At 70.8% G+C, this 24956-nt stretch carries 20 protein-coding genes; 6 read left to right on the forward strand and 14 right to left on the reverse strand.

Going from position 1 to position 24956, the window contains the following annotated elements:
- Nucleotides 1–25: 25 nt before the first annotated feature.
- Both clpB and KUG41_RS12940 read right to left on the reverse strand, forming a co-directional pair.
- Nucleotides 26–2659 (reverse strand): ATP-dependent chaperone ClpB, encoded by a 2634-nt coding sequence (gene clpB / locus KUG41_RS12935; protein WP_216904600.1) that lies wholly within the window; start codon nt 2657–2659, stop codon nt 26–28.
- Nucleotides 2660–2820: 161 nt separating this feature from the next.
- On the reverse strand, nt 2821–3150 hold the full coding sequence (locus tag KUG41_RS12940; RefSeq protein WP_216904601.1) for a hypothetical protein: 330 nt from the start codon (nt 3148–3150) through the stop codon (nt 2821–2823).
- 88 nt (nt 3151–3238) lie between these two features.
- Here KUG41_RS12940 and KUG41_RS12945 point away from each other — a divergent pair, with 88 nt between their 5' ends.
- On the forward strand, nt 3239–3448 hold the full coding sequence (locus KUG41_RS12945; RefSeq protein WP_216904602.1) for a hypothetical protein: 210 nt from the start codon (nt 3239–3241) through the stop codon (nt 3446–3448).
- 76 nt (nt 3449–3524) lie between these two features.
- On the opposite strand, the gene KUG41_RS12950 is transcribed toward KUG41_RS12945, so the two are convergent.
- The 9 genes from KUG41_RS12950 to KUG41_RS12990 form a co-directional block, all read right to left on the reverse strand.
- Nucleotides 3525–3866, reverse strand: a complete 342-nt coding sequence (locus tag KUG41_RS12950) for a c-type cytochrome (RefSeq protein WP_216904603.1) — start codon at nt 3864–3866, stop codon at nt 3525–3527.
- Between the two features lie 105 nt (nt 3867–3971).
- Nucleotides 3972–5003: an NAD(P)-dependent oxidoreductase gene (locus tag KUG41_RS12955; protein WP_216904604.1), complete on the reverse strand. Its 1032-nt coding sequence runs from the start codon at nt 5001–5003 to the stop codon at nt 3972–3974.
- Nucleotides 5000–6058 (reverse strand): uroporphyrinogen decarboxylase, encoded by a 1059-nt coding sequence (hemE, locus tag KUG41_RS12960; RefSeq protein WP_216904605.1) that lies wholly within the window; start codon nt 6056–6058, stop codon nt 5000–5002. Before hemE ends, KUG41_RS12955 begins: the two co-directional genes overlap by 4 nt.
- A 170-nt stretch (nt 6059–6228) precedes the next feature.
- Nucleotides 6229–8523 (reverse strand): 1,4-alpha-glucan branching protein GlgB, encoded by a 2295-nt coding sequence (gene glgB, locus KUG41_RS12965; protein ID WP_216904606.1) that lies wholly within the window; start codon nt 8521–8523, stop codon nt 6229–6231.
- A 52-nt stretch (nt 8524–8575) separates the two neighbouring features.
- Nucleotides 8576–9346, reverse strand: coding sequence for a DUF3887 domain-containing protein (locus KUG41_RS12970; RefSeq protein WP_216904607.1), 771 nt, complete (start codon nt 9344–9346; stop codon nt 8576–8578).
- A gap of 21 nt (nt 9347–9367) precedes the next feature.
- Entirely contained in the window at nt 9368–11044 is a 1677-nt protein-coding gene (locus tag KUG41_RS12975) for a CocE/NonD family hydrolase (protein WP_371734138.1), read from the reverse strand.
- 3 nt (nt 11045–11047) lie between these two features.
- Nucleotides 11048–11380: a hypothetical protein gene (locus KUG41_RS16185; RefSeq protein ID WP_371734139.1), complete on the reverse strand. Its 333-nt coding sequence runs from the start codon at nt 11378–11380 to the stop codon at nt 11048–11050.
- 63 nt (nt 11381–11443) lie between these two features.
- Nucleotides 11444–11875: a DUF4332 domain-containing protein gene (locus KUG41_RS12985; protein WP_216904608.1), complete on the reverse strand. Its 432-nt coding sequence runs from the start codon at nt 11873–11875 to the stop codon at nt 11444–11446.
- A gap of 4 nt (nt 11876–11879) precedes the next feature.
- Entirely contained in the window at nt 11880–12347 is a 468-nt protein-coding gene (locus KUG41_RS12990) for a Ycf51 family protein (RefSeq protein ID WP_216904609.1), read from the reverse strand.
- A gap of 128 nt (nt 12348–12475) precedes the next feature.
- Here KUG41_RS12990 and KUG41_RS15955 point away from each other — a divergent pair, with 128 nt between their 5' ends.
- The 5 genes from KUG41_RS15955 to KUG41_RS13015 all read left to right on the forward strand — a co-directional run bounded on the left by KUG41_RS15955 (nt 12476) and on the right by KUG41_RS13015 (nt 20066).
- Nucleotides 12476–16747, forward strand: coding sequence for a translocation/assembly module TamB domain-containing protein (locus KUG41_RS15955; protein ID WP_216904610.1), 4272 nt, complete (start codon nt 12476–12478; stop codon nt 16745–16747).
- 47 nt (nt 16748–16794) lie between these two features.
- Nucleotides 16795–17709, forward strand: coding sequence for an ROK family protein (locus KUG41_RS13000; protein WP_216904611.1), 915 nt, complete (start codon nt 16795–16797; stop codon nt 17707–17709).
- 8 nt (nt 17710–17717) lie between these two features.
- Nucleotides 17718–19046, forward strand: a complete 1329-nt coding sequence (locus KUG41_RS13005) for a glutamate-5-semialdehyde dehydrogenase (RefSeq protein WP_254217243.1) — start codon at nt 17718–17720, stop codon at nt 19044–19046.
- A complete protein-coding gene (locus KUG41_RS13010) occupies nt 19043–19408 on the forward strand; it encodes a dihydroneopterin aldolase (RefSeq protein ID WP_216904613.1) in 366 nt (121 codons plus the stop codon). Before KUG41_RS13005 ends, KUG41_RS13010 begins: the two co-directional genes overlap by 4 nt.
- Before the next feature lie 67 nt (nt 19409–19475).
- A complete protein-coding gene (locus KUG41_RS13015) occupies nt 19476–20066 on the forward strand; it encodes a triacylglycerol lipase (protein WP_254217244.1) in 591 nt (196 codons plus the stop codon).
- 28 nt (nt 20067–20094) lie between these two features.
- Here KUG41_RS13015 and KUG41_RS13020 read toward each other — a convergent pair whose 3' ends face one another.
- The 3 genes from KUG41_RS13020 to thrB all read right to left on the reverse strand — a co-directional run bounded on the left by KUG41_RS13020 (nt 20095) and on the right by thrB (nt 24928).
- Nucleotides 20095–22203, reverse strand: a complete 2109-nt coding sequence (locus tag KUG41_RS13020; protein ID WP_216904614.1) for a M3 family metallopeptidase — start codon at nt 22201–22203, stop codon at nt 20095–20097.
- A 61-nt stretch (nt 22204–22264) separates the two neighbouring features.
- Nucleotides 22265–23860 carry an NAD(P)H-quinone oxidoreductase subunit 4 gene (locus KUG41_RS13025; protein ID WP_216904615.1) on the reverse strand — a complete coding sequence of 532 codons (1596 nt, stop codon included), beginning with the start codon at nt 23858–23860 and terminating at the stop codon, nt 22265–22267.
- 93 nt (nt 23861–23953) lie between these two features.
- The gene (gene thrB, locus KUG41_RS13030; protein ID WP_216904616.1) at nt 23954–24928 is read right to left on the reverse strand and encodes a homoserine kinase; all 975 of its coding nucleotides are present in this window, start codon (nt 24926–24928) and stop codon (nt 23954–23956) included.
- Nucleotides 24929–24956 lie beyond the last annotated feature (28 nt).

A 24956-nucleotide genomic window follows, 5' to 3' on the forward strand; every position in this document is an offset into this window, starting at 1 on the left:
TGGCCCTGCGCCGATCAACAAGTGCTCATCCCACCAGCGCCGGCTCCACCCGCTGGATCTCGGCCGGTTCGGCCTGGCGGAAGCGCAGGCGCTCGTCCTGCACATCCACCGCGATGGTGCTGCCGGCGGGGAAGCGCCCCGCCAGGATCGCCTTGGCGATCGGGGTCTCCAGCTCCCGCTGGATCGCCCGCTTCAGCGGCCGGGCCCCGTAGACCGGGTCGTAGCCGACGCCGGCGAGCCAGTCGAGGGCCTCCTCCTCCAGGCGCAGGCTGAGCTTGCGGTCTTCCAGCCGTTGCTGCAGCCGCTGCACCTGCAGCACCACGATCTGGCGCAGCTCCTCCTCCCGCAGGCTGCGGAAGATGATCGACTCGTCGAGCCGGTTGAGGAATTCCGGGCGGAAGTGGGCGCGCAGGGCCTCGTTGACCCGTTTCTCCATCTCGCCGAAGCGGGCCGGATCGCCGGCCAGATCCAGGATCGAGGCGCTGCCGATGTTGCTGGTGAGGATCAGCACCGTGTTGGTGAAATCCACCGTGCGGCCCTGGCCGTCGGTGACGCGGCCGTCATCGAGGATCTGCAGCATCACGTTGAACACATCGGGGTGGGCCTTCTCCACCTCGTCGAACAGGATCACGGCGTAGGGCCGCCGCCGCACCGCTTCGGTGAGCTGGCCGCCCTCCTCGTAGCCCACGTAGCCCGGAGGCGCTCCGATCAGCCGCGACACGGCGTGCTTCTCCATGTATTCGCTCATGTCGATGCGCACCATGGCCTGCTCGCTGTCGAACAGCTGGGCCGCCAGGGCCTTGGAGAGCTCGGTCTTGCCGACGCCGGTGGGGCCCAGGAACAGGAAGCTGGCGATCGGGCGGTTGGGGTCGGAGAGGCCGGCCCGGGAGCGCTGGATCGCATCGGCCACCGCCGTCACGGCCTGCTCTTGGCCGATCACCCGGGTGTGCAGCTCGTCTTCGAGGTGGAGCAGTTTCTCCATCTCCGACTGCACCAGCTTGCTCACCGGGATGCCCGTCCACTTGGCGATCACCTCGGCGATGTCGTCCTCGGTGACCTCCTCCCGCAGCAGGTTCTTCTCACCGGCGTGGGCGCTCAGCTCCGCCTCGCGGGCGGCCAGCTTCTTGTTCAGCCCGGCCAGGGTGCCGTACTCCAGCTCGGCCGCCTTGTTGAGGTCGTAGTTGCGCTTGGCCTGCTCCACCTGCAGCTGCACCTGCTCGATCTCCTCCTTGAGGGCGGAGAGTTCGTCGATCGAGCCCTTCTCCTTCTGCCACTGGGCGTTGAGGTTGCTCTGCTGTTCGCCCAGCTCGGCCAGTTCTTTCTCCAGCCGCTCCAGCCGGTCGCGGCTGGCCGGATCCGATTCCCGCCCCAGGGAGAGCTTCTCCATCTCCAGCTGCAGGATGCGGCGGTCGAGTTCGTCGATCTCCTCGGGCTTGGAGGTGATCTCCATCTTCAGGCGGGCCGCCGATTCGTCCATCAGGTCGATGGCCTTGTCGGGCAGGAAGCGATCGGCGATGTAGCGGCTGGACAGCACGGCGGCGGCCACCAGGGCGTTGTCGGCGATGCGCACGCCGTGGTGCACCTCGTAGCGCTCCTTCAGGCCCCGCAGGATCGAGATCGTGTCCTCCACCGTGGGCTGATCCACGAACACCTGCTGGAAGCGGCGCTCCAGGGCCGGATCCTTCTCGATGTGCTGGCGGTGCTCATCCAGGGTGGTGGCACCGATGCAGCGCAGTTCGCCGCGGGCCAGCATCGGTTTGAGCAGGTTGCTGGCATCCATGGCGCCGCCGGTGGCGCCGGCTCCCACCACCGTGTGGATCTCGTCGATGAACAGGACGATCTGACCCTCGCTGGAGGTGACCTCCTTGAGCACGGCCTTGAGCCGTTCCTCGAACTCGCCCCGGTACTTGGCACCGGCGATCAGGGCGCCCATGTCGAGGGCGATCAGCTGGCGGTTCTGCAGGGCGCTGGGCACGTCGCCGTTGACGATCCGCTGGGCCAGACCTTCCACGATCGCCGTCTTGCCGACGCCGGGTTCACCGATCAGCACCGGGTTGTTCTTGGTGCGGCGGCTGAGGATCTGGATCGTGCGGCGGATCTCCTCATCCCGCCCGATCACCGGATCCAGCTTGCCCTCGCGGGCGGCGGCGGTGAGGTCGCGGCCGTATTTCTCCAGCGATTCGTAGGTGCCCTCGGGGTTCTGGTCATTCACCCGCTGGCTGCCCCGCACCGCCTGCACCGCCTCCTTGAGCTTGCGGCCATCGGTGCCGCACTGGGAGAGCAGCTGGCGGCCGCAGCGGTCATCACCGGCCAGGGCCAGGAGCAGGTGCTCCACGGCGATGTAGCTGTCCTCGAATTCCTTCTTGAGGGCGTCGGCCCCGTCCAGCACCGCGTTCAGGCCCTTGCCCAGATACACGTTGTCGGGGCTGCTGGCCAGGCTGGGCTGGGAGGCGATGAAGGCCTCCAGCTTCTGGCCCAGGACGCCCAGGTCGACCCCCGCCTTCTCCAGGATCCGGGTGGCCAGATCCTGCTGGGCCAGCAGGGCGGCGAACAGGTGCTCGCTCTCCATCTGCTGCTGGCGCTTCTGCTGGGCCAGCTGCTGGGAGGCCACCACGGCGCCCCAGGCCTTTTCGGTGAACAGTTCGGCGGTGGGATGCATGGGTGGACTCCTCCCTCGGGACGATCGCTGAAGCCAACGTATGAATCCTCGCCGGATCGGCCGAGAGGGAGGACCGAACCGCCCCGTTCGGCCCTCCTCCCCGGCGCCGTGCAGGCCGAACCGAAGGGGTGGGAGAACCGTCCCGGCCGCGCCCCGGCCGCTCAGGGCAGGGGCAGCCGCTGGCCGTGTGTCTTGCCGCACAGCCTGGTGGGGCAGCCGTCGGGGCCGTAGAACGCATCGGCCGCCGACAGGCAGCCCATGGCGTTCTTCTGGGCCACCTGGGCCGGGGCGATGCGCAGGGGCTGGAGCACCTGCTCCTGGAGCGGCACCACCAGCCGGCAGGCATCGGGCGGCAGCCCGGGGCTCACCTGGATCGCCAGCGGCTGGTTGGGGGAGACGGCCTGGGCCCAAGAGGGGGCGGCCGCCATCGGCAGGACCCCTGCCAGGAGCACCGTGACGGCCGAAGCCAGGGAGGCGGCGGGGATCGCCATCGGGTGCAGTCTGCTGGGCCCCATTCTCGCTTCCGCAACGGCTTTCAGCCAGCACCTAGGGTTCTGCACCAGTGCTCCGCCCGTGCCGATGTCCTCCCCCGCCGCCGATCCGGCCCTGGTGGCTGAGCTGGCCTGCCAGTCCCTCGCCCTCGACGGCAGCGGCGCCGAGCCGGAGCGCGACTGCTGGCGGGCCGTGCATCGCCACGTCCACGGCATGCTTCCCTCCGAGTACGACATCCGCGAGGTGCCGGAGGAGCTCTACCTGGCGGTGCTGGCCGCCCGTCGCGCCCTCCCCTGAGCCCATGAAAAAGCCCCGGCGGGGCCGGGGCTCATCGGAAGGGGTCGATCCGTGCCGTTCGGTGGATCGCCGGGAATCAGGCCCAGCCCTTGGAAGCCATGTCGTCGACGTAGGCGGCCACGTCGGCGATGTCGGCCTCCGTGAGCTTGCCGCCGAAGGCGGGCATGGCGTTCTTGCCGTTGGTCACCTGGTAGGCGATGGCGGCCTGATGGTCGGACTCATAGTTGGCCAGATAGGCACTCAGGGCATCCGCCTTGAGGGTGCGCTCGGCGTTGACCACGTTGCCGCCACCCATGTGGCAGGCGGCGCAGTTGGCCGAGAAGATCTGGCCACCGTGGGCCGCATCGGCCGCGAAGCTCGGGGCGGCACCGAGCACCAGCGCCAGGCAGAGAGCGAAGAAGGAAAGAAGACGACGCATGGGAAGGTGCGAAGGAAGGTGCCCGAAAGCACGTGCAACCGGCCCAAATTAGGCAATGGCCGGCTGCCCATGCGGCCCTCCGACACATTCGCAACAATTGCCGCGTCAGGGGGTGCGGCCCGATCCCAGCCGCCCCCGGTGGGGAACCCCCGCCGTCTCCAGCACCGCGTCCAGGGTGGGAGCCAGGCTCACCAGGCCGAAGCGCTCGGGCGGACTCACCGGCTGGTGCACGAAGTGGCGCTGGCGGATCGAGAAGCGATCCCAGGCGTTCACCTCGATCCGCAGCAGCTTGATCAGGCCCTCGATCAGCCAGCCCCGTAGATCGATCCCCACCGGCGGCAGCCACACCCGCCGCCAGCGGCACAGGCTGGCCACCGCCGTGTTGATCGTGATCGGCGCCTGGCCCAGCACCAGTCGCCGCACCGCCCCCTGGCCCGGCTCCGGGTTGGGGCCGTGGGGGGTGGTGGCCAGGTGGGCGCAGACCGTGGCGATGTCGGCGGCATGGATGAAGTGGAAGCTGGCGTCGGTGCGCAGCCAGCGGGCCAGCCACAGCCAGCCGAAGGCCTCCTTCAGCCCGGCCGTGAGATAGCTGGTGGGGTGGGGATCGGCCGTGCCCACCGAGCCACCGAACACCAGGGTGGGGAACACCGCCACGATCCTCGGCGCCAGGGGGTGGCGCTCCAGGTCCTGCAGGCAGGTGGCCTTGGTCTGGATGTACTCGGTGCCGTAGGCCATCGCTTCCGGCAGCAGCTGCAGCTGCCGGTCGAGGATGCTGGCGGTGGAGAAGTAGATCACCTGCTGCAGCCGCTCCGGATCGCTGAGCCGCAGCAGTTCCTTCACCGCCACCACGTTCACCGCCTGGGCCCGCTCCGGGTCGCCCCAGGCCGTGGCCGTGTGGATGATCCGGTCGGCGCTGGCGATCGCCGCGGCGTGGGGGCCCAGCTCGCGCAGATCACCCACCAGCACCGTGATGCGCGGGTGGTCGGCGGGCACGGCGCTGAGCTTGGCCGGATCGCGCAGCAGCAGCAGCAGCTGGGCGTCGCTGTTGGCCAGCAGGTTCTCGGCGATGTACTGGCCGACACAACCGCTGGCGCCGGTGATCAGGATCCGCTGCGGCCCGGTGGTGGCGGCGCTCAAACAGCGGCCCCCAGCAGCTCATTGACGGCCTTGCCGGTCTCAAAGAACACCCGGGCGTTGTCTTCCGGGGTGCCGGGCAGGATGCCGTGGCCCAGGTTGAGGATGTGGCGGCGGCCGCGGGCCTTGCGCACGGTGTCCAGGATCCGCTCGCGGATCGCCTCGGGGGTGCCGAACAGCAGACCCGGATCCACGTTGCCCTGCACCCCAAGGTGCTGGGGCAGGCGGGCGCAGCCGTCGGCCATGTCCACGGTCCAGTCGAGGGAGATGAAGTCGACCCCGGTGTTGGCCATGCGCTCCAGCACCCCGGCGCTGCCGGAGATGTAGAGGATCAGGGGGGTGTCGGGGTGGGTGGCCTTCACCTGGTCGATCACCCGCTTCTGGTACGGGGCGGCGAAGACGTCGTAGTCGATCGGGCTGAGCTGGCCGGCCCAGGAGTCGAACAGCTGCACCACCTGGGCGCCGGAATCGATCTGGTAGCGCACGTAGGTGGCGATCGCATCGGCCAGGTGGCCCAGCAGCCGGTGCAGCAGGGCGGGCTCCTGGAAGGCCATCGCCTTGATCACCGAATAGGTCTTGGAGCTCCTGCCCTCCACCGCATAGGCGGCCAGGGTCCAGGGGGCGCCGACGAAACCGAGCACGGCGGCCTGGTTGCCCACATCGGCCCGCAGCCGGCCCAGCACCTCACCCACGAAGGGCAGGGCCGCCGCCGGATCCAGGGGCCGCAGGGCCTCCACCTGGGCCTGGCTGCGGATGGCGGGCTCGATGATCGGCCCCTTGCTCTCGATGATGTCGAAGTCGATGCCCATGCCCGGCAGGGGCGTGAGGATGTCGGAGAAGAGAATCACCCCGTCCGGCCGGAAGGCGTGGAAGGGCTGCATCGAGATCTCGTAGGAGAGATCGGGGTTCTCCGAGCGCTCGCGGAAGCCCGGATGGCGGTCGCGCAGGTCGCGGTAGACCTTCATGTAGCGGCCCGCCTGGCGCATCATCCACACCGGCGGCCGCTCCACCTGCTCCCCTCGGGCGGCGCGCAGCAGCAGGGGGGCGGTGTCGGCCATGGGGAGGATGCTCTCAGCGTTCGGCAACCTAGCCGACGATCAGGGCCCGGGCTGGGGCGCTGATCCCTCTGCTGGTCAGGATTCTGCCCCTGTGCGGCTGGGTCGGCCCACCGGGGCCGCCGGCGCAGGGACGCTTTTCTTCATCCTTCGCGGATCCCTCCCGTCCGCTGTCAGCCGGCCGGAGCGTCGTTCTCCGGCCGCAGCCGGGTGGGATCGAGGCGCAGCACCAGCACCCCCAGGGGCGGCAGGCAGAGATCAAGGGAATTCTCGTAGTCGTGGATCGCCCAGGGGTCGGTGAACTTGCCGCCCAGGTTGCCCAGGTTGCTGCCGCCGTAGCGGCTGCTGTCGGTGTTGAACACCTCCGCGTAGAAGCCTTCCATCGGCACTCCCACCCGGTAGTGGGAATGGCTCTGGGGGGTGAAGTTGGCCACCACCACCAGCCAGTTGCCACTGCCGCTGTCGCGGCGCATGAAGCTGATCACCGAGTGGCGGTTGTCGTTGCAGTCGATCCACTGGAAGCCGTACTGGTCGAAGTCCTCGCCCCACAGCGCCGGTTCGGACTTGTAGAAGACGTTGAGATCGTCGACCAGATTCAGCAGCCCCTGATGGGCCTCGTACTGCAGCAGTTCCCACTGCAGATCCCCCCAGACATTCCACTCGGCCCGCTGGCCGAACTCCATGCCCATGAAGATCGTCTTCTTGCCCGGGTGGGTCCACATGTAGGCCAGCAGGGCACGCACGTTGGCGAACTTCTGCCAGTCGTCGCCCGGCATCTTGTGCAGCAGGTTGCTTTTGCCGTGCACCACTTCATCGTGGCTCAGGGCCAGCATGAAGTTCTCGGTGAAGGCATACCAGATCGAGAAGGTGACGTGGTTCTGGTGGAACTGGCGGAACCAGGGATCGAGCTCGAAGTAATCGAGCATGTCGTGCATCCAGCCCATGTTCCACTTGAGGTTGAAGCCCAGGCCTCCCATGTCGGTGGGCTGGGTCACCATCGGCCAGGTGGTGGATTCCTCCGCGATCGACAGGGCCCCGGGGAAGTGCTCAAACAGCACGTGGTTGGCCTGCTGCAGGAAGCGCACCGCCTCCAGGTTCTCCCGGCCGCCGTGTTCGTTGGGCAGCCACTCGCCGTCGGGGCGGAGATAGTCGCGGTAGAGCATGGAGGCCACCGCATCCACCCGGATGCCGTCGATGTGGAACTCCTCGAACCAGTAGATGAGGTTGGCGACGAGGAAGTTGCGCACCTCGTTGCGGCTGTAATTGAAAATAAGTGTGCCCCACTCCTTGTGCTCGCCGATGCGGGGATCGGCGTGCTCGTAGAGGTGGGCGCCATCGAAGAAGGCCAGGCCGTGGCCGTCCTTGGGGAAGTGGCCCGGCACCCAGTCGAGGATCACGCCGATGCCCTCGCCGTGGCAGCGGTCCACGAAGGCCCGGAATTCGTCCGGGGTGCCGAAGCGGCTGGTGGGGGCGTACCAGCCGGTGACCTGGTAGCCCCAGGAGCCATCGAAGGGATGCTCCGCGACGGGCATCAGCTCGATGTGGGTGAAGCCCCGGGCCTTGACGTAGGGGATCACCCGGTCTGCCAGTTCGGGGTAGGTCATCATCCGGGCCCCCGGCTTCAGATCGGCGGCCGCCACCGGCGCTCTGGGGCTGCCGTCGGCTTCGAGGAAGGGCTGGTCGGCGGCGGCATGCATCCAGCTGCCCAGATGCATCTCGTAGACGGAGATCGGCTGGGGCAGGGGGTCCCGCCCGTCCCGCTCGTCGATCCAGCTGCCGTCGTTCCAGTGGTAGGTGCCCAGTTCGGCCACCACCGAACCGGTGTTGGGGCGGATCTCATGGCGGAAGCCGTAGGGATCGGCCTTCTGGTAGCAGTGCCCGTTCTGGGCCCGCACCTCGTACTTGTAGATCTGGCCGGCGGCCAGGCCCGGGACGAACAGCTCCCAGCTGCCCCCCACCCGCTGCTGCATGGGATGGAGGCGCCCGTCCCAGCCGTTGAAGTCACCCAGCAGGGCCACGCTGCGGGCATTCGGGGCCCACAGACAGAACTGGACGCCGTGGATCCCGTCGCGCTCCACCACGTGGGCGCCCATGCGCCGCCAGATGTGGTGGTGGTTGCCTTCGGAGAACAGGTGGCGATCCAGTTCGCCCATCCACTCGTGCCGGAAGGCCCAGGGGTCGTGCTGCTCGTGCTCGATGCCGCCGCGGCGCACGTGCAGCCGGTAGGTGCAGCCGGGGTCGTCACCCACGGCCGCCTCGAAGATCCAGGGGTGATGGGGGGTGGCCATGGCCAGCCGCTGGCCGCCCACGATCAGCTCGACGCTCTCGGCCTCCGGCATCCAGGCCCGCACCACCCAGCCGCCGTTATCGAGGAGCTGGGGCCCGAGCACGGCGAAGGGGTGGTCGTGGCGGCATTCCGCCAGCCGCTGGGCGTCATCGACCATCCATTCGAGGCTGGGCAGGGCCATGGAAGATCGATGGGACACGCGCCGGGAGCTTAGGTCGCTTGGTGTCCCAGCCTCACCGCGGCGCTGAGGGAGACGCCGGATCGGTGGGGAAATCCACGCCGATGATCTGGTTGCTGGCGTCCAGGGTCACGAACAGGTTGTCGGTGAGGCGGTTGAACTCCGTGGTCACGATCACCAGGCGCATGTCCGGGGTGCTCTCGGCCCGGCTGACCCGCTTCACCCCCACGAAGTTGCCGGTGATGCGCTGCAGGCCGAGCCATTTCTGCTGCAGCTGGGCCTGGGGGATCTGCTCCTGCATCTCCGGCGACAGGAAGCTGCTGGCGGAGATGAAGTGACCGCTGGAGAGCGCCGCGATGAAGTCGCGCACGACCTTCTCGGCGGGCACATCGGTGACGTCGAAGTGGTAGCCGTCGATCTTGCCGTTGGCGTCGATCACCATCAGCAGATCCCGCTGCCCGGCACTGGTGTAGAGCGTCGCCTCCACCGTGCTGGAGTCGTAGCCGGGCTGGATGCTGCGGATGGTCCAGCGCAGCAGCCGCGGCTGGGTCTTCATGGTGGTGGCCACCATGCCGGGACTGCTGACGCTCTGCAGGGCCGGGGAGAACTGGTCGAAACGCTCCTGGGCGTCGCCGTTCTGGAGGGTGCGCAGGATGCGGTTGGCCGCCGCCCGCGCCTGGGCCTGGCTGAGGGCCGCGCTGGGCTGGCCGCTGGCGACCGGAGTCGGGGCGCCCTGGGCGCCGGCTCCACGGGGGGCCAGCAGCGCCGGGCCGCTCAGCAGCAGCGTCAGTCCGATCAGGGCGGGACGCAGGGGGAGACGCGGCATGGGCGGTGGGGTGGGTGTGTATCAGTGTGCCCGAACCGTCCGCATCGGACAGAGGGGCTCCAGGCGGAGCAGGCCGCCCTCCAGGTCCAGGCTCAGGGTGATCACCCGATGGCTGGGGCTGCTGCCCCCCATCGGCGGTCGCCCGTCGCCGGGGTTGACGGCGATCTGGGGCCAGGCCGCCGCCGCCAGCGAGAGCCGCAGTCGCTGCCCGGCGGCCAGCTGGACGGCCAGGGGCTGGAAGCGCAGGTCCCGCAGACCATCGCCGGCCCCGCTCGCGGCCCTGCTTGCAGCCCCGAAGCGGGCCACCCCGGTGGCGAGCAGCACCACCCGGCCGCCTCCGCTGTCCACGCTCGAGAGGGTCCCGCAGAGATCGAAGCTCGGCTGGTCGGCGCTGACCCGCAGCTGCAGCAGGAAGGTGCCCCGCAGGGGCAGGGCCTCCTCCAGGGGCGGCGTGCTGAAACAGGCCACATCGGTGCGCCGGTCCAGATCGGCCCGCTCCAGCGGACCGGCATCGGTGCCGAGGTGGCCGCCGCGGCCGGGCACGGGCCGCCAGGGATCGTGCACCAGCACCACCGGTCCCAGCCCGGCCCCGCCGGGGTGCGCCGCTGATCCGCCCGCTTCCGGGGCCGCAGGCAGCAGTTCCCCTTCATCGCAGCGGATCGCCGCCAGGCCGCTGGAGTGGAGCGACCAGGCCGCTGCCCGCGGTTCCGGCTGCGCCAGGCTCCAGGGCCCCGGCAGGTCGTGCCAGGCGCCCGTGCTGCTGCACTGGAGCCGCAACGACTCCGCGGGCCCGCTGCTCGCCGGCTCCTGCAGATGGCGGCGGAAGAAGGCGAGCAGCTCCGCGTCGACCCCCCCGCCCCAGTCGAGATGGGTCCAGGCACCGATCAGCAGGCCGGGCTCACCGCCGGCGGCCCTCGCCCGTTGCCAGAGATCCAGCACGCCGCCCAGGTGGGGATCGTGCCAGCCGCCGATCAGCAGCATCGGTCGCCTCAGCAGCTCGCTGGCCACCGGGTGGACGGTCCACTGGGCCGGCTCGCCGGGATCCCGGCGCAGCCAGTGGGACCCCATGCCCCCGGGGTCGTGGCGCTCCAGCAGGGCCGGGCCCTCCTCGCTGTAGGTGCCCTGCCGGAGGCTGCGGCGGATCTCCTGCCAGGCGGGCAGATCGCCGCGGCGCCGGCAGCCCTCGGCCGCCAGCTGCAGTGCCCAGGCCAGGCCCAGTGCCCACCAGTGCGCCCCTCCCTCGCTCGCCCAGTGGAGCCGTTCATCGAGGCCGCACATGGCCGGGGCGAGGCAGTCGGGCAGGGCGGTCCCATCGCCGGACCCCCCACCGTCGTTGAGCAGCTGGGTCAGGCCCTGGTAGGAAAACCCGTAGGTGCCCACCCGACCGTTGCTGCCCTGGAGCTGACGGGCCCAGCGGATGGTGGCGGCGCCGTCGCTGGCCTCCTGGGCGAAGCCGGCGAAGCGGCCCTGCGAATCACCGCGGCCGCGCACGTCCTGCACTACCACCAGGAAGCCTCGGGCGGCGTACCAGCTGGGGTGGGCGTAGGTGACGGTGGAGGCGATGGCCCGGCCATAGGGCTGGCGCATCACCAGCACCGGCCAGGGGCCTTCCCCATCGGGCTGCCAGAGGCGGCTGACCAGCTGCACGCCATCGGCACAGGTGAGCGAGGCGTCCCGGATCCGGACCGCTCGGGCCACGGTTCAGAACACGCTGGAGCAGTGCAGTCCGATCACGTAGGTGGCCAGCACCTCAGCATCCATGGTGCTCAGCCCCCTGCTGCCGGCCAGGCTGGTGATCGAGGCCTTCGAGGTGGCTGAGATGCCCTGGGCATTCAGCTGGCGGAACTGCTGACACATGCTCTTGGCCAGGGCCGGGTTCTGCTTCACCGACTCCAGCAGGGCCGACTGGGCCCGGACCTGGGGCGCCGCCACGGCGGCGAGGCAGGCCGTGACACAGAGGGCGGCAAGGCTGCGGCGAAGGCGAAAGGGATGGTTCGTGGCTCTGTTGCGACGGGATGGGGCTGATCGGGGCATGACTGCCTCCGTCTGTTGTTTCCATTCCAGTCAAGCCCGGTGAGGAAGCGCAGGCCTGAGGGGTCAGTTCGGGGAGCGACCGGAGCCCTGACGGGCACGGCGGATCCAGGCCAGGACGCGGGGCAGCTCCAGCGGCGGCACCGTGCTCCCGGTCAGACGGCGCTGCAGCCGGCCCAGCTGCAGCAGCAGCCGCTGGGGATCGGCCTCGGCGAGGCCGGCGGCACTGGCGATGCCCCCATGGAGCAGCAGGGCCGCTTCCTCCGGGGCCAGTCCCACCTCCGTGACCAGCCGCGCCTGGCCCCGCAGCCGGATCAGCCGGGCTTCGCTGGCCTCACCGGAGGCTGCCAGCTGCCTGAGACGACGGTCGTCCAGCCCTGCCAGCCCGGCCCAGCTGTCGATCCCCACCTGGCGCAGCCGCCGCTGTTCCCGTTCCATGTGGGCCGGGGGCCGGAAGGGTGGGGGGGCATCGTCGCCCGGTTGCAGGGGCTGCTGCATGGGCTCAGGAGGCTCCGGCCACGGTGCCCGTCGCCAGTTCGCGGGTGGTTTCCGCCAGCACCACCGGCCGGCCCAGGCCCGGCTCCACCGGCTCCACCCGACGCAGCCGCACCCTCACCTCGCCGACGCTGCTGCTGCGGCCGCCGCCGCGCAGGTTGCGGGCGACCTCCTCCAGGGTCGGGGCGACGGCCTCTTCCGCCAGATCCGCGGAGGCGGCAGCGATCACCAGGTCGGTGCCGTTGTCGAACACCACGGGCGCCCGGACGGCTCCCGGCACGCTCACCCGCGGGCTGTAGCTGATGGAGAAGGCCAGGCAGGACAGGGACAGCAGGGCGGTGAAGCTGGTGATCCCCACCAGGCGGAAGCGGATGCCCCAGCGGGAGAGGAACCCGGCGACGGTCAGCACGGCCAGCACCCCGCTGGCGGCCCCGAGCCAGGTTCCGGCCACGAGCAGGATCGGATCAGGGGCCATCGGGCTCGGGTGGACGCAACAGGCCTCCTATCTTGCGGCCGCGCGGGTATGGCGGTAGACCCCCAGTGATGCGTTGGCTGCCCCGGCGATGGTCCCCCTCGACGCGCCGGCGTGCGCGTCGAGGGCTCATGGCAGCCGGATTCCTGGGGCTGGGCCTGGCGGGTGGCGTGTTCTGGTTCGACCGGATCGTCGCCGGGATCTACCACCGCCTCAAGCCCTCCCTGGAGCGCCAGATCGGTGCGGCCATGGGCCGGCCGATGCTGCTGGGGCCCTACCGGGGTCTCAGGCCCGACGGGCTCTGGATCGGCCCCACCCGCTTCCTGCCCGGCCCAGAGGATCGCTCCACCGCCGGGGTGGAAGGGGTGCGGCTGCGGGTCGACCCCCTGGCCAGTCTGTGGCTGCGCGGTGCCGTGCTGGACATCGGGCTGAATCGGGCCCGGGCCGATCTGCACCGCAATTCCCGTGGGCAGTTCTGGGTGCTGGGCACCATCCCCGCCGATCAGGAGCCCCCCCGGCTCGACCTGCGCCTGAGCCTGCTCCAGCCCGCCGCCGTGCGTCTCTCGGGCGCGGGGGCGACCAGCCGCCCCCTCGCGCTGACGGCGGCGGGCCGGGTGTCCCTGCGCCTGCATCGGCGGGAGATCGATCTGGGCCTGCGGCTGCAACCCCCCGCAGCCAGCGGCGGCGGGTCGGTGCTGGTCAGCCTGGACGGCCAGTGGCAGCAGCATGTCTGGCGGGGCCGGCTCACGGCCCGCCGCTTTCCGCTGGCCCTGCTGCGTCCCCTGCTTCCCTACGGGGATCGGGCCGGAGGGATCCTGGCCGGCGAAGCCGACGGCCGCCTGGGGCTGACACTGGAGCGCGGCAAGGGCCGCTGTGACGGTGGCCTGGAGCTGCGGGCCCTGCGCTGGCAGCTGGATGGCAACACGGCCCCGCTGACGGCGGAACGGCTGCCCCTCACCTGCCGCGACCGGGCGCTGACCCTGCCCGCCAGCCCCTGGCGTTTCGGCCCCTGGGGCGGTCGTCTGGCGGCCCGGGCCGATGCGGACCGCCGGCTGTCCGTGCAGTTCGAAGCCCAGCCCCCGCCCCGCCATCCCCTCGGTCGCCGGCCCCTCAAGGCCCAGCTGGAGGGCCGCTGGGGGGCCGGCGCGCTGCGCATCGCCCGGCTCGATGCCGGCCTGGGCCGCTCCACGCTCAACGCCCGCGGTTCGGTGGGGCGCTCCCTGGCCCTCGACGCCCGCTGGCGGGTGGATCCCAGGGATTTCCCGGTGGCCTCCCAGCTGCCCGAGTGGCTGCGCCTGCCCCTGGCGGGCCGGCTGCGGGCTGATGGCCGCCTGGCCACTCCACGCCTGCGGCTGGAGACGGGACAGCCCTCCCAGCTCCTGCTGGGGCCCTGGCAGGCGGCGCTGGTGTGGAGCGATCGCACCCTGCGGCTGGAACGCTTCCGCTCCGATCACGTCGATGCCACGGCCCGCATGCCGCTGGCCATCCAGGCCGGCAAGGGCCTGGTGGCCGGTCCTCTCCAGTCCCGCCTGGCCATCCGGGACTATCCCCTCGCCCGCCTCGAACCCCTGCTGGGCACCTCCCTGCAGGGCCGGCTGGACGCGGAGGGGGCCATCGCCGGTCCCCTGGCCGAGCTGCGCCCCGATCTGCAGCTGCGGGTCGCCAGGCCCGGTGCGGGCCCCCTGCTGCTGAGCGAGACCTGGCGCGGCAGCCTGCGGGACCGCAGCCTCAACCTGACGGCGGTGGCGCCGACCCCCGAGGGCCGTATCACAGCCCTGCTGGACCGGCGCTGGCAGCCGGTGCGGGCCAGCATCGAGCGGGGCGGTGGCCTGCTGTCCCTGGAGGGGCGTCCGGCGGACTACCGCTGGACGGCGCGCGCCTTTCCCCTGCGCGGGCTGGCGGTGACCACCGGACCCCAGCGACGGCTGCGCCCCCTGGAGGGGGCCCTCAGCGGCAGTGGCCGACTGGGGCTCCAGCCGCTCGGGTTTGAGGGCCGGGTGGATCTGCGCTCCCCCCAGTTCCTGGGAGTCGGGGGGCGCCGGATCCTGGCCGACGTGCAGTACGACGACCGCCGCTACCAGCTGAAGGGGCGGATCGAGCCCCTGGGCCGGGGAACCATCGCCGCCACGCTGAGCGGCAGCTGGAACGGACCCTTCCGGGCCCGCTTCCAGGCCAGTCAGCTGTCCACCCTCCTGTTCCGGCAGCTCAACGATGCCTGGCCCATCTGGCGTGGGGCGCCGGCCCCACCCCGCGGCCAGGCCAGTGATCTGGGCAGCCTGGCGATCGACACCATGGGCGGCACGGTCAATGAGCAGCTGCGGGCCCTGGAGCAGGCCGAGCAACGGCTGGCCGCCCGGACCCAGGCGGCCAGCCAGGTCAGCCGGGCGGAGCGGCTCAACCGCCTGCAGGCCCTGATCGACGCCGATCTGCAGCTCAGCGGCCCGGAGTTTGCCCGCACCCGGGCCGTTCTCAAGGCCACCGGCCATCTCTGGTACGACCAGGGTGACCGGGCCGAGGCCCTGGCCGGCCAGCCCTTCGTGGTGCGGCTGGAGGGACCGCTCACCGGCGGTGCCGGCAGCTTCAGCCTGGAGAACCTGCCCCTCTCCCTTCTGGCCCTGCTGACCCCCCTGCCCGAAAACCTGCGAGGCAGCCTGGCCATGAAGGGCCGGTACCGGCTGGGTGGTGCCCGGCCCGAGCTCAGCCTGGATCTGAGCCTGGCGGATGGTCGCCTCGGCGACCAGCCCCTGCGGCTGGAGCGGGGCCGGGTGGATCTGAAGGAGGAGGGACTGGGCCTCGATCTGGCCCTGCGGGCCGAGGGGGCATCCCGCAGCGTCGACCTGTCGGGCACCGTTCCGCTGGTGGCGTCCGAGCAGGGACTGGAGCTGCGGCTCGCCACCCGGGGCGATGGCCTGAAGTTCCTCACCCGGCTGGCCGGCCAGGCGTTCGAGTGGCAGGAGGGCGGCGCCGATCTGCAGCTGCTGGTGCGCGGCAGCCTCGACGACCCGATCGCCAACGGCTTCCTGCGGCTCCGGGATCTGCGCTGCCGCTTCGTCGGCCAGGACGTGCGCGATGTGGACGCCACGGTCCTGTTCGACTTCGAGCAGCTGGTGGTGCAGGAGTTCCGTGCCCGGGTGGGAGAGAAGGGCCAGGTGGCCGGTGAGGGCCGCCTGGGCCTGTTCCGCCCCCTGGCCGAGGACCGCACCCTGACCGTGAAGCTGGATCAGATCCCCTTCTCGGTGCCGCGGCTGGCGGCGGTCGGGGATGGCCAGCTGGACCTGAGCGGCAGCCTGGTGTCTCCGGTGCTCGGGGGTGAGGTGGCCATCAGCCGCGGCACCATCAACGTGCAGCCGGGCCAGCTGGCGATCAGCGAACCGGTGTCCGACCAGCCGGTGCAGCCCCGCACCATGCCCGAGCTGCTGGAGTCGAAGTGGAACTTCGACAAGCCTCTGGTGCTGCTGGGCCCGGACGTGGAGTCCACCACCGCCGAGTCCCTGCGGGAGGCGGTGCCCCGCTTCCCCTATCTGGCCTTCCAGAACCTCATCCTGCGGCTGGGCCCGGATCTGCGCGTGGTGATCCCCAACATCGCCAACTTCAACGCCGCCGGGCAGCTGCGGATCGCCGGCCGGCTGGATCCCTCCCTGCGGGCCTCCGGTGTGGTGCGGCTGCTGGGGGGACGGCTCAACCTGTTCACCACCAGCTTCAGCCTGGATCCCGATGCCCCCAACGTGGCGATCTTCACCCCCTCCCTGGGGCTGGTGCCCTTCCTCGACATCGCCCTGCGCACGCGCATCTCCGACAGCCTCAGTGTCCTCAATCCCGCCGGGGTGGGGGAGATCGGCCCCTCGGTGCAGAACGCGCCCAACCAGACGGGCTTCTCGGCACTCAACCAGCTGAATCTGATCCTGGTGACGGTGTCGGTGAGCGGACCGGCCGATCGCATCGCCGAAAACCTCGAGCTGCGCAGCAGTCCGCCCCTGCCCCAGGAACGACTGGTGGCCCTGATCGGCGGCAACTCCCTGGCGGGACTGAGCGGCGGCGGGGCGGGGGCGGCCCTGGCGACGGTGGTGGGCCAGACCCTGCTCTCGCCGTTGCTGTCATCGCTCAGCGACGCCTTCGGCCAGCGGGTGAGCCTCGCCCTCTATCCCACCTACGTGAACCAGTCGGTCAGGAACGATCAGGAGCTCACCTCCACGCGGGTGCCGCCCCAGCTGGTGCTGGGGGCGGAGATCGGGGTCGACATCACCAACCGCTTCAGCGCCTCGGTGCTGGCGGCTCCGAACCGCTCCGACGTGCCTCCCCAGCTGACCCTCACCTACAAGGCCTCCGACACCTTCAACCTGCAGACCTCGATCGACACCGATGGGGCCTGGCAGTCCCTGCTGCAGGTGTTCCTGCGGTTCTGATCGCCCTGGTTGCCGACCGGCCTCAGGCCCCTCGGTAAGGTTCGCCGATGGCGTCGTCCTTCGCACGGCCTCCCTCAGAGGGGCAGCTGATCGGCATCGATCTGGGGGGCACCGCCATCAAGCTGGCCCGCTGCGATCGCCACGGCACCGTGCTGGCCGAAGCCGAGCACCCCACCCCCCAGCCGGCCGTACCGGGGGCGGTGTCCATGGCCCTGGCGGAGGCCGTCGAGCAGCTGGACCCCGATCACCTGGCGGATCGGCTCGGCATCGGCCTGCCGGGCCCCTGCGACGGGGCCGGACGGGTGGCCCGGATCTCCATCAACCTGCCGGGCTGGCACGACGTGCCCCTGGCCGACTGGCTCGAACCCCGGCTGGGGCGACGGGTGGTGCTGGGCAACGATGCCAACTGCGCCCTGCTGGGGGAAGCCTGGCAGGGGGCGGCCCGGGGGGTGGCTGATGTGCTGCTGCTCACCCTGGGCACCGGCGTGGGCGGGGCGGTGCTGCTGGAGGGCCGGCTGTTCACCGGCCATGGCGGCGCGGCGGCCGAACCCGGCCTGATCGTGGTGGATCCCGACGGCCCCCCCTGCCGCAGCGGCAACCGGGGCTCCCTGGAGCAGTTCTGCAGCATCGAGGCCCTGCACCGCCTCAGCCCGGTGGACCCTCTGGAGCTCTGCCGCCGGGCCGACGGCGGTGACGCCCAGGCCCGGGCGGTCTGGGCGGCCTACGGCCGGCCCCTGGGGGTGGGGCTGAGTTCGCTGCTCTATGTACTCACCCCGGAACTGGTGCTGATCGGCGGCGGCCTCAGCGGCGCTTGCCACCACTTCCTGCCGGCGGTGTGGCAGGAGGTGGAGCGGCGGGTGCTGGCCGTGAGCCGGGAGGGGCTGGTGATCCGCCGCTGTGCCCTGGGCAATGGAGCCGGCCGGCTGGGAGCGGTGCGGCTGGCTCTCGATCGCTTGGGATGATGGGGGCCATGAGCCAGACCATCACCCCCCCCGCGGGCGTCGTCCCCGAACCCGATGCCCAGCTGCTGCAGCGGGCCGCCGTCGTGCGCCGCGCCGCCATGGCCCTGGGTCAGACGAGTGACGCCGAGCGGCGTGCTGCGGTGGAAGCGATGGCCGACGCCCTGGCGGCCGCCGCCGAGGAGATCCTTGAGGCCAACCGGGCTGACCTGGCCGCCGCCGACGGGGAGGGGCTGGCCCCGGCCCTGGTGGCGCGGCTGAAGCTGGATGGCCCCAAGCTGGCCGGCGCCTTCGCCGGGGTGCGCCAGGTGGCGGCCCTGCCGGATCCCCTGGGCCGCCGTCAGCTGCACACCGAACTGGACGCGGGCCTGGTGCTGGAGCGGCTGAGTGTGCCCCTCGGGGTGCTGGGGGTGATCTTCGAGGCCCGCCCCGACGCGGTGATGCAGATCGCCTCGCTAGCGATCCGTTCCGGCAACGGCGCCCTGCTCAAGGGGGGCCGGGAGGCCGGCCGCAGCTGCCGGGCAATCGTGGCGGCCCTGCAGCGGGGCCTGGCCGGCTCCGCGGTGGATCCGGGCTGCCTGGAGCTGCTCACCAGCCGCCAGGAGAGCCTGGGCCTGCTGCGGCTGGATGGGCTGGTGGATCTGATCATCCCCCGGGGCTCCAATGCCCTGGTGCGCTTCATCCAGGACCACACCCGCATTCCGGTGCTCGGCCACGCCGACGGCATCTGCCATCTCTATGTGGATCGGGCCGCCGATCCGGCCCTGGCGCTGCGCATCGCCCTCGACAGCAAGACCCAGTACCCGGCGGCCTGCAACGCCATCGAGACCCTGCTGGTGCACCAGGCCATCGCCCCCGCCTTTCTGGAGGAGGCGATTCCTGCCTTTGCGGCGGCGGGGGTGGAGCTGCGCGGCGATCCCGGTGCCTGCGCCCTCGGGGTGGCCCATGCCGCCGGCCCCGGCGCCTGGGACACGGAATATTCGGATCTGATCCTCAACGTCAAGCTGGTGAGCGATCTGGAGGAGGCCCTTGAGCATGTGCGCCGCCACAGCTCCCGCCACACCGATGCCATCGCCACCACCGATCCGGTGGCTGCCGACCGCTTCCTGGCCGCCGTGGACAGCGCCGGGGTGTTCCTCAACTGCTCCACCCGCTTCGCCGACGGCAACCGCTACGGCTTCGGCGCCGAGGTGGGCATCAGCACCCAGACCCTGCCCCCCCGGGGCCCGGTGGGTCTGGAGGGACTCGTCACCTACCGCTACCGGCTGCGGGGCGAGGGCCACATCGCCGCCGACTATGCCGACGGCCGCCGCCAGTTCACCCACCGCCGGCTGCCGTGACCAGCGATGTGATTCACGTTCGCGGTCTGCGCCTCTGGGCCCATGTGGGGGTGCTGGAGCGAGAGCGGCTGCACGGCCAGTGGTTCGAGCTGGCCTTCTCCCTGGGCACCGATCTCTCCGAAACGGCCTGTCGCGACGATCTGAGCGACGGTTCCGACTACGCCATCGGCATCGAAGCCCTGCGCGCCCGGTCCCGGGTGATCTGCTGCAACACCCTGGAGCACTACAGCGAACGGATTCTCGATGTGCTGGAGGAGTGCTACGGGCCGATTCCTCTGGCGCTGGAGCTCACCAAGTGCCGGCCTCCGATTCCAGGTTTCGGCGGCTCGGTGACGGTGCGCCGGACGCGTCGCTGGGAGTGACCGCCACCCAGGCCTCCCTGGCGCCGCCTGGCCGGGCTGATCCCTGCCTGCAGGAGAGAAGGGTGCCTTGACGATTCCGCTGGTGCTCGTTCACGGGCTGTGGGACGATCCGCGCCTGTTCCGCCGGCTCCAGGAACGGCTCGCCGGCCGGCTGCCGGACCTGTACGCGCCCCATCTGAGCCATCGCTGCGGGGCCACGCCGCTGCCGGTGCTGGCCGATCGGCTCGGCACCCTGGTGGAGGAGCGCTATGGGCCGGGCAGGCCGATCGACCTGCTCGGTTTCTCCATGGGCGGGGTGATCGCCCGTCAGTGGTTGCAGCGGTTGGGAGGGCACCGCCGCACCCGACGCTTCTTCAGCGTCGGCTCCCCTCAGAACGGCACGCTCACCGCCCAGCCCTGGCCCGGCTGGCTGGTGGCCGGAATCGCTGACATGAAGCGTGGCAGTCCGCTGCTGCGCCGGCTCAACGACGACCTCTCCAGCCTCGAGGAAGTGGAGTGCCACAGCTACGTCGGCCGGTTCGACCACATGGTGATCCCCCCAGGCAGCGGCGTGCTGCCCCTGGGATCCAGCACCCGTCTGCCGGTGTGGAACCACCGGAACCTGATCCGCGACAGGCGGGCCCTCGACGTGCTGGTGCAGGATCTGCTGCGACCCTGAGCCGGGAGGGGAGGGCCCCGGCCGGATCTCAGTCGCCGGCCAGCCCCGTGTGCCGGATCAGGGCCTCGGGGCTGGGGGGCCGGCCGCGGAAGGTCTCGAACACCTCGCCGGGATGGCGGCTGCCGCCGAGGCTGAGCACAGTGTCGCGGAAGCGACGGCCCGTGGCCCGGATGGCGTTCTCGTTCTCCAGCCCCACCTCCTCGAAGGCGCTGAAGGCATCAGCGCTGAGCACTTCCGCCCACTTGTAGGAGTAGTACCCGGCCGAATAGCCCCCGGCGAAGATGTGGCCGAAGGAGCAGAGGAAGGCATCCTCCTCGATCGGCTCCAGCACCGTGGTGGTTGCGGCGATCTCCCGGCGCAGCTGCTCCGGTGTCCTGCCGCACTCCGGGCTCCACTGGCTGTGCAGCCGCAGGTCGGTGAGGGCGAAGTGCACCTGGCGCAGGGTGGCGGCGCCGCCCATGAAGGTGCGGGCGGCCTGGAGCTTGGCGAATTCCGCCTCCGGCAGCGGCTCGCCGCTCTGCCAGTGGCGGGCCATGCCCATCAGGGTGGCGTGGTCGTAGCACCAGTTCTCCATGAACTGACTGGGCAGCTCCACCGCATCCCATTCCACGTTGTTGATGCCCGCCGCCTGGGGGCGGTCCACCGTGGTCAGCATGTGCTGGAGGCCATGACCGAACTCGTGGAACAGGGTCTCCACCTCTTCGAAGGTCATCAGGCTGGGGGTGTTCCCCACCGGCGGGCTCTGGTTGCACACCAGGTAGGCCACCGGCAGCACGGGACGGCCGTCCTCATCGAGGGAACGCGTCAGGCATTCGTCCATCCAGGCCCCGCCGCGCTTGCTCCCCGGCCGGCTGTATGGATCCAGGTACAAGGCGGCGATCGGCTCGCCGCTGGCGCCGTCGTTGACGCGGAAGAAGCGCACGTCGGGATGCCACACCGGCGCCTCCCCATCGGCCGGGCGGATATGGATGCCGAACAGCCGGTCGCAGAGGCCGAACAGACCGTTCAGCACCCGGGGCAGGGGGAACCAGGGGCGCAGGGCCTCGCTGTCGAGTTCGAAGGCCTGCCGGCGTCGCACCTCAGCCCAGAAGCTCACGTCCCAGGGCCTGAAGTCGGCCGCCTCCTGGGCTCCCTCCCGCTCCGCGCAGGCCCGCAGCACCGCCAGTTCCTTCTCGGCCACCGGGTAGGCGGCGGCACGGAGGTCCTCCAGCAGGGCCTCCACCTCGTCCACCGAGCCGGCCATCTTCGAGGCCAGGCTCACCTCGGCCCAGTTGGCGTAGCCCAGCCGCTGGGCCTGCTCCCGGCGCAGGGTGAGGATCCGCTCGATGGTCGGCCAGTTGCTGTCGCTTTCACCCGACGCCCGGCTCACGTGGGCCTTGTACGCCCTTTCGCGCAGGTCGCGGCGACGGCTGTACTTCAGGAACGGGCCGAAGCGGGGGAAGTCGAGCCCCAGCAGCCAGGGCCCTGCCTCCGCGGTGGCCTCGCTGTCCTCCTCCTGGCGGGCGGCCTGGGCCAGCTGCTCCCTGAGGCTTTCGGGCAGCCCGTCCACCTCGGCGGGGTCGGTGAGCTTCAGGCTCCAGGCGTTGGTGGCATCCAGCACCCGGTTGCCGAAGCCGGTGGCCAGCTCAGCCAGTTCCTGGCTCGCGGCGTTGAAAGCCTCCTGGGCCGGGCCGTCGAGCCCGACGCCGCGCAGTTCCATCTCACGGATTTCGGCGCTGAGGATCCGCTCCTGGGTGGCATCGAGGTCCTCCCGGGCCTGCAGGCTGCGCAGGGCCTCGAACAGGACCCGGCTCTGGCCGGCCCGGTTGCCGAAGGCCACCACCGCCGACTGCTGGCTGGCGTGGGCCTCCCGCAGCGCGGGGGTGTTGCACACGCCGTTCAGATGGCTCACCACCCCCCAGCTCCAGCGCAGCCGCTCCCCCAGCCGGTGCAGGGGGTCCATCACCTCCGACCAGCTGAGTTGGCGGCCTTCGCCTGCCGCCGCCGCCAGGACCGTCTCCAGCCCGTCGAGCTCAGCCCCCAGGCGTTGGAGCAGTTCGGGCATGTGCTCCACCACCTGGTCGGGCGTGATGGCCTCGAAGCGGGGCAGGCCCTCGCCGGCCAGCAGGGCGGGAGGACTCTTCAGGGTGGAGGTCATCGCCAGGGGGCCGCTTGATGGGGATGAACCATTTCAGCCCACCCTTTCGCCTGGATGTGGCTCAGCCGAGGGCGGCGAACCGCCCCATGGCCACCGCACCCTGGCTGGCCAGCGCCGCGGCCAGGGCGTTGGTGCTGCCCTCGTACACCCCGATGGCCACCCGGGGCCAGAAGCCGATCACCAGGGTGGGCACCAGCAGGGTCAGGCCGATCACCAGTTCGCGGGACTTCATGTCACCCACCACGGCCAGGGCCGGGATCCGGGGACCGAAGAACACCCTCCGGCAGAGCGACAGCAGGTAGACGGGGGTGAGCACCAGGCCGATGGCGGCCAGCACGATGGTGATCACCCGGAAGCCGATGGTGAAGCCGTCGTAGGAGGTGACCCCAAGGAACACGGTGATCTCGCTGATGAAGCCGCTCATGCCGGGCAGGGCGAGGGAGGCGAGCGAGCTGGCCAGGAAGAAGGCGAAGGTGATCGGCAGCACCTTGGCCAGGCCCCCCATGTTGGGGATCGAGAGGGTCCCGGTGCGCTCGTAGAACACGCCGGTGACGAAGAACATCGCCGCGGCGATCAGACCGTGGCTGATCATCTGCAGCATGGCCCCGCTCATTCCCAGGGCATCGATGGCGCCGATGCCCAGCAGCACGAAGCCCATGTGGCTCACCGAGCTGCAGGCGATGCGCCGTTTGACGTTGTCCTGGGCGAAGGCGTTGAGGGCGCCATAGACGATGTTGATGATGCCCAGCACGATCAGGGCCGGGGCCAGGCGCAGGTGCTCCTCGGGCAGCATCTGGACGTTGAAGCGCAGCAGGGCGTAACCGCCCATCTTCAGCAGCACCCCCGCCAGCAGCATCGACACCGGCGCATTGGCCTCCCCATGGGCATCGGGAAGCCAGGTGTGCAGAGGAAACATCGGTAATTTCACACCGAAGCCCACCAGGAAGCCCAGGTAACAGAGCAGGCCGAAGCTGCCGCCGGGGGAGCGGGTCGCCAGCTCGCTCAGGTTGAGGGTGAAGCTGTCACCGGAGAGGGCCAGGGCCAGGCCGCTGATCAGGATCAGCAGCGAGGCGGTGGCGGTGTAGAGGATGAATTTGGTGGCGGCGTACTGGCGTTGCTTGCCGCCCCAGATGGCGATCAGCAGATACACCGGCACCAGCTCCAGCTCCCAGGCCAGGAAGAAGAGCAGGAAATCCTGGGACAGGAACACCAGGCTCTGGGCCGTGGCCTGGAGCAGGATCAGGGCGAAATAGAGGCGCGTCTTGAGGCGGATGTTCCAGCTGGCGGCCACCGCCAGCAGGGTGACCAGGCCGCTCAGCACCACCAGGGGGGCCGAGAGGCCGTCGGCCGCCAGGGACCACTCCAGTCCCAGGGCCGGCACCCAGGGCACCCGCTCCACGAGCTGCAGCTCGGCCAGGCCGCCATCGAAGTGTCGGGAGAACACCCACAGGATCAGGGCCAGGTCGACCCCCAGCACCCCCAGGGCCACGGTGCGGGGCAGGCGAGGGTCACTGCCGTCACCGGGCAGCAGCGGCATCAGCAGGGCCGCCATGGCCGGCAGCAGCACGATCAGGCTGAGCCAGGGAAAGGCTGTGGATTCCGGAAGGACATCTGTGATCGGGGAGGACGCGAGCGAAAGCGGCAGGCTGGCGTCCATCACGGTGCAATGCTCCAGGCAGGAAGTATGGCGGGAGGCTCGGTCCCAGCGGCAGGACATCCCGGAAGCCGGGAGCCTACCAGCTGGGTAGTTCTACTCACGGCCGGCGGCTTGATGGGGTTGGGCCGTGGCCAGGGCCTTCCAGGTGCTGCCGGCTTCCTGAAGATCGAGAACGGCGCTGTGGCTGCCCACCCCCTCCCCCTCCCAGGCCCGGGTCATGGCCGCTCCCACCGCTGCGGCCCGGTCCTCGGCAGCCAGGGCCAGCAGGCTGGGGCCGGCGCCGCTGATCACGCAGCCCCAGGCCCCGGCCTCCAGGGCCGCCTCCCGCACCGCCCGTCCCCCCTGGATCAGGCCCCAGCGGTAGGGCTCGTGGATGCGGTCATGCATGCCGTCGGCGATCAGATCGCCATTGCCCGTGCGCAGCCCCTGCAGCAGCAGGGTGAGAGCCCCCAGGTTCAGCACCGCATCGCTGATCGGAATGCTGCGGGGCATGGCCCGGCGTGCCTCGCTGGTGCTCAGCCGGATGGTGGGTATGGCCACCACCGCCTTCACGGCCTGGTTCCACTCGCATCGCACCACCCGCCAGCGGTGGGAGGCGGCCCGGGCCGTCAGGCACAGCCCCCCCAGCAGGGAAGGCACCACGTTGTCGGGATGGCCTTCGATGTCGATGGCCAGCTCCAGCAGTTTTTCGCGGCTGAGCGGTTCGCCCACCAGGGCATTGGCACCGATCAGGCCCGCCACGATGGCGGTGGCGCTGCTGCCCAGGCCCCGGGCGGGCGGCACGGCCAGCTGCACCCGGGCCTCCAGGGCCACCGCCTCCAGTCCGGCCTCCCGCCACACCCGCTGGGCCGAGCGATACACCAGATTGTCGGGGCCACCGCGCAGGTGGGACCCTTCGGGCCCTTCGATGATCAGTTCGAAGCGCTCGCCGCCGCCCTCGATCACGCGCAGCTCGAAGCGGTTGTCGAGCGCCAGGGCGGCGCCGAGGCAGTCGAATCCAGGGCCGATGTTGGCGGTGGTGGCGGGGACCACCACCAGCACCCCGTGGCCGATCTGGGGCCGGACCATAAGTGCAGCGTCGTTGGGCTCAGTGTTG

Source organism: Synechococcus sp. CCY 9618, from assembly GCF_019038415.1.
Classification (GTDB): domain Bacteria; phylum Cyanobacteriota; class Cyanobacteriia; order PCC-6307; family Cyanobiaceae; genus Cyanobium.

Bases quoted from the DNA above. Each gene is read 5' to 3' on its own strand.
- KUG41_RS12990 (WP_216904609.1), bottom strand. From the start codon at position 12,347: ATGGCCCCTGATCCGATCCTGCTCGTGGCCGGAACCTGGCTCGGGGCC.
- clpB (WP_216904600.1), bottom strand. From the start codon at position 2,659: ATGCATCCCACCGCCGAACTGTTCACCGAAAAGGCCTGGGGCGCCGTG.
- KUG41_RS13000 (WP_216904611.1), top strand. From the start codon at position 16,795: ATGGCGTCGTCCTTCGCACGGCCTCCCTCAGAGGGGCAGCTGATCGGC.
- hemE (WP_216904605.1), bottom strand. From the start codon at position 6,058: ATGGCCGACACCGCCCCCCTGCTGCTGCGCGCCGCCCGAGGGGAGCAG.
- KUG41_RS12945 (WP_216904602.1), top strand. From the start codon at position 3,239: ATGTCCTCCCCCGCCGCCGATCCGGCCCTGGTGGCTGAGCTGGCCTGC.
- KUG41_RS13025 (WP_216904615.1), bottom strand. From the start codon at position 23,860: ATGGACGCCAGCCTGCCGCTTTCGCTCGCGTCCTCCCCGATCACAGAT.
- KUG41_RS16185 (WP_371734139.1), bottom strand. From the start codon at position 11,380: ATGCCCCGATCAGCCCCATCCCGTCGCAACAGAGCCACGAACCATCCC.
- glgB (WP_216904606.1), bottom strand. From the start codon at position 8,523: ATGGCCCTGCCCAGCCTCGAATGGATGGTCGATGACGCCCAGCGGCTG.
- thrB (WP_216904616.1), bottom strand. From the start codon at position 24,928: ATGGTCCGGCCCCAGATCGGCCACGGGGTGCTGGTGGTGGTCCCCGCC.
- KUG41_RS13005 (WP_254217243.1), top strand. From the start codon at position 17,718: ATGAGCCAGACCATCACCCCCCCCGCGGGCGTCGTCCCCGAACCCGAT.
- KUG41_RS12940 (WP_216904601.1), bottom strand. From the start codon at position 3,150: ATGGCGATCCCCGCCGCCTCCCTGGCTTCGGCCGTCACGGTGCTCCTG.
- KUG41_RS15955 (WP_216904610.1), top strand. From the start codon at position 12,476: ATGGCAGCCGGATTCCTGGGGCTGGGCCTGGCGGGTGGCGTGTTCTGG.
- KUG41_RS12970 (WP_216904607.1), bottom strand. From the start codon at position 9,346: ATGCCGCGTCTCCCCCTGCGTCCCGCCCTGATCGGACTGACGCTGCTG.
- KUG41_RS12950 (WP_216904603.1), bottom strand. From the start codon at position 3,866: ATGCGTCGTCTTCTTTCCTTCTTCGCTCTCTGCCTGGCGCTGGTGCTC.
- KUG41_RS13020 (WP_216904614.1), bottom strand. From the start codon at position 22,203: ATGACCTCCACCCTGAAGAGTCCTCCCGCCCTGCTGGCCGGCGAGGGC.
- KUG41_RS12985 (WP_216904608.1), bottom strand. From the start codon at position 11,875: ATGCAGCAGCCCCTGCAACCGGGCGACGATGCCCCCCCACCCTTCCGG.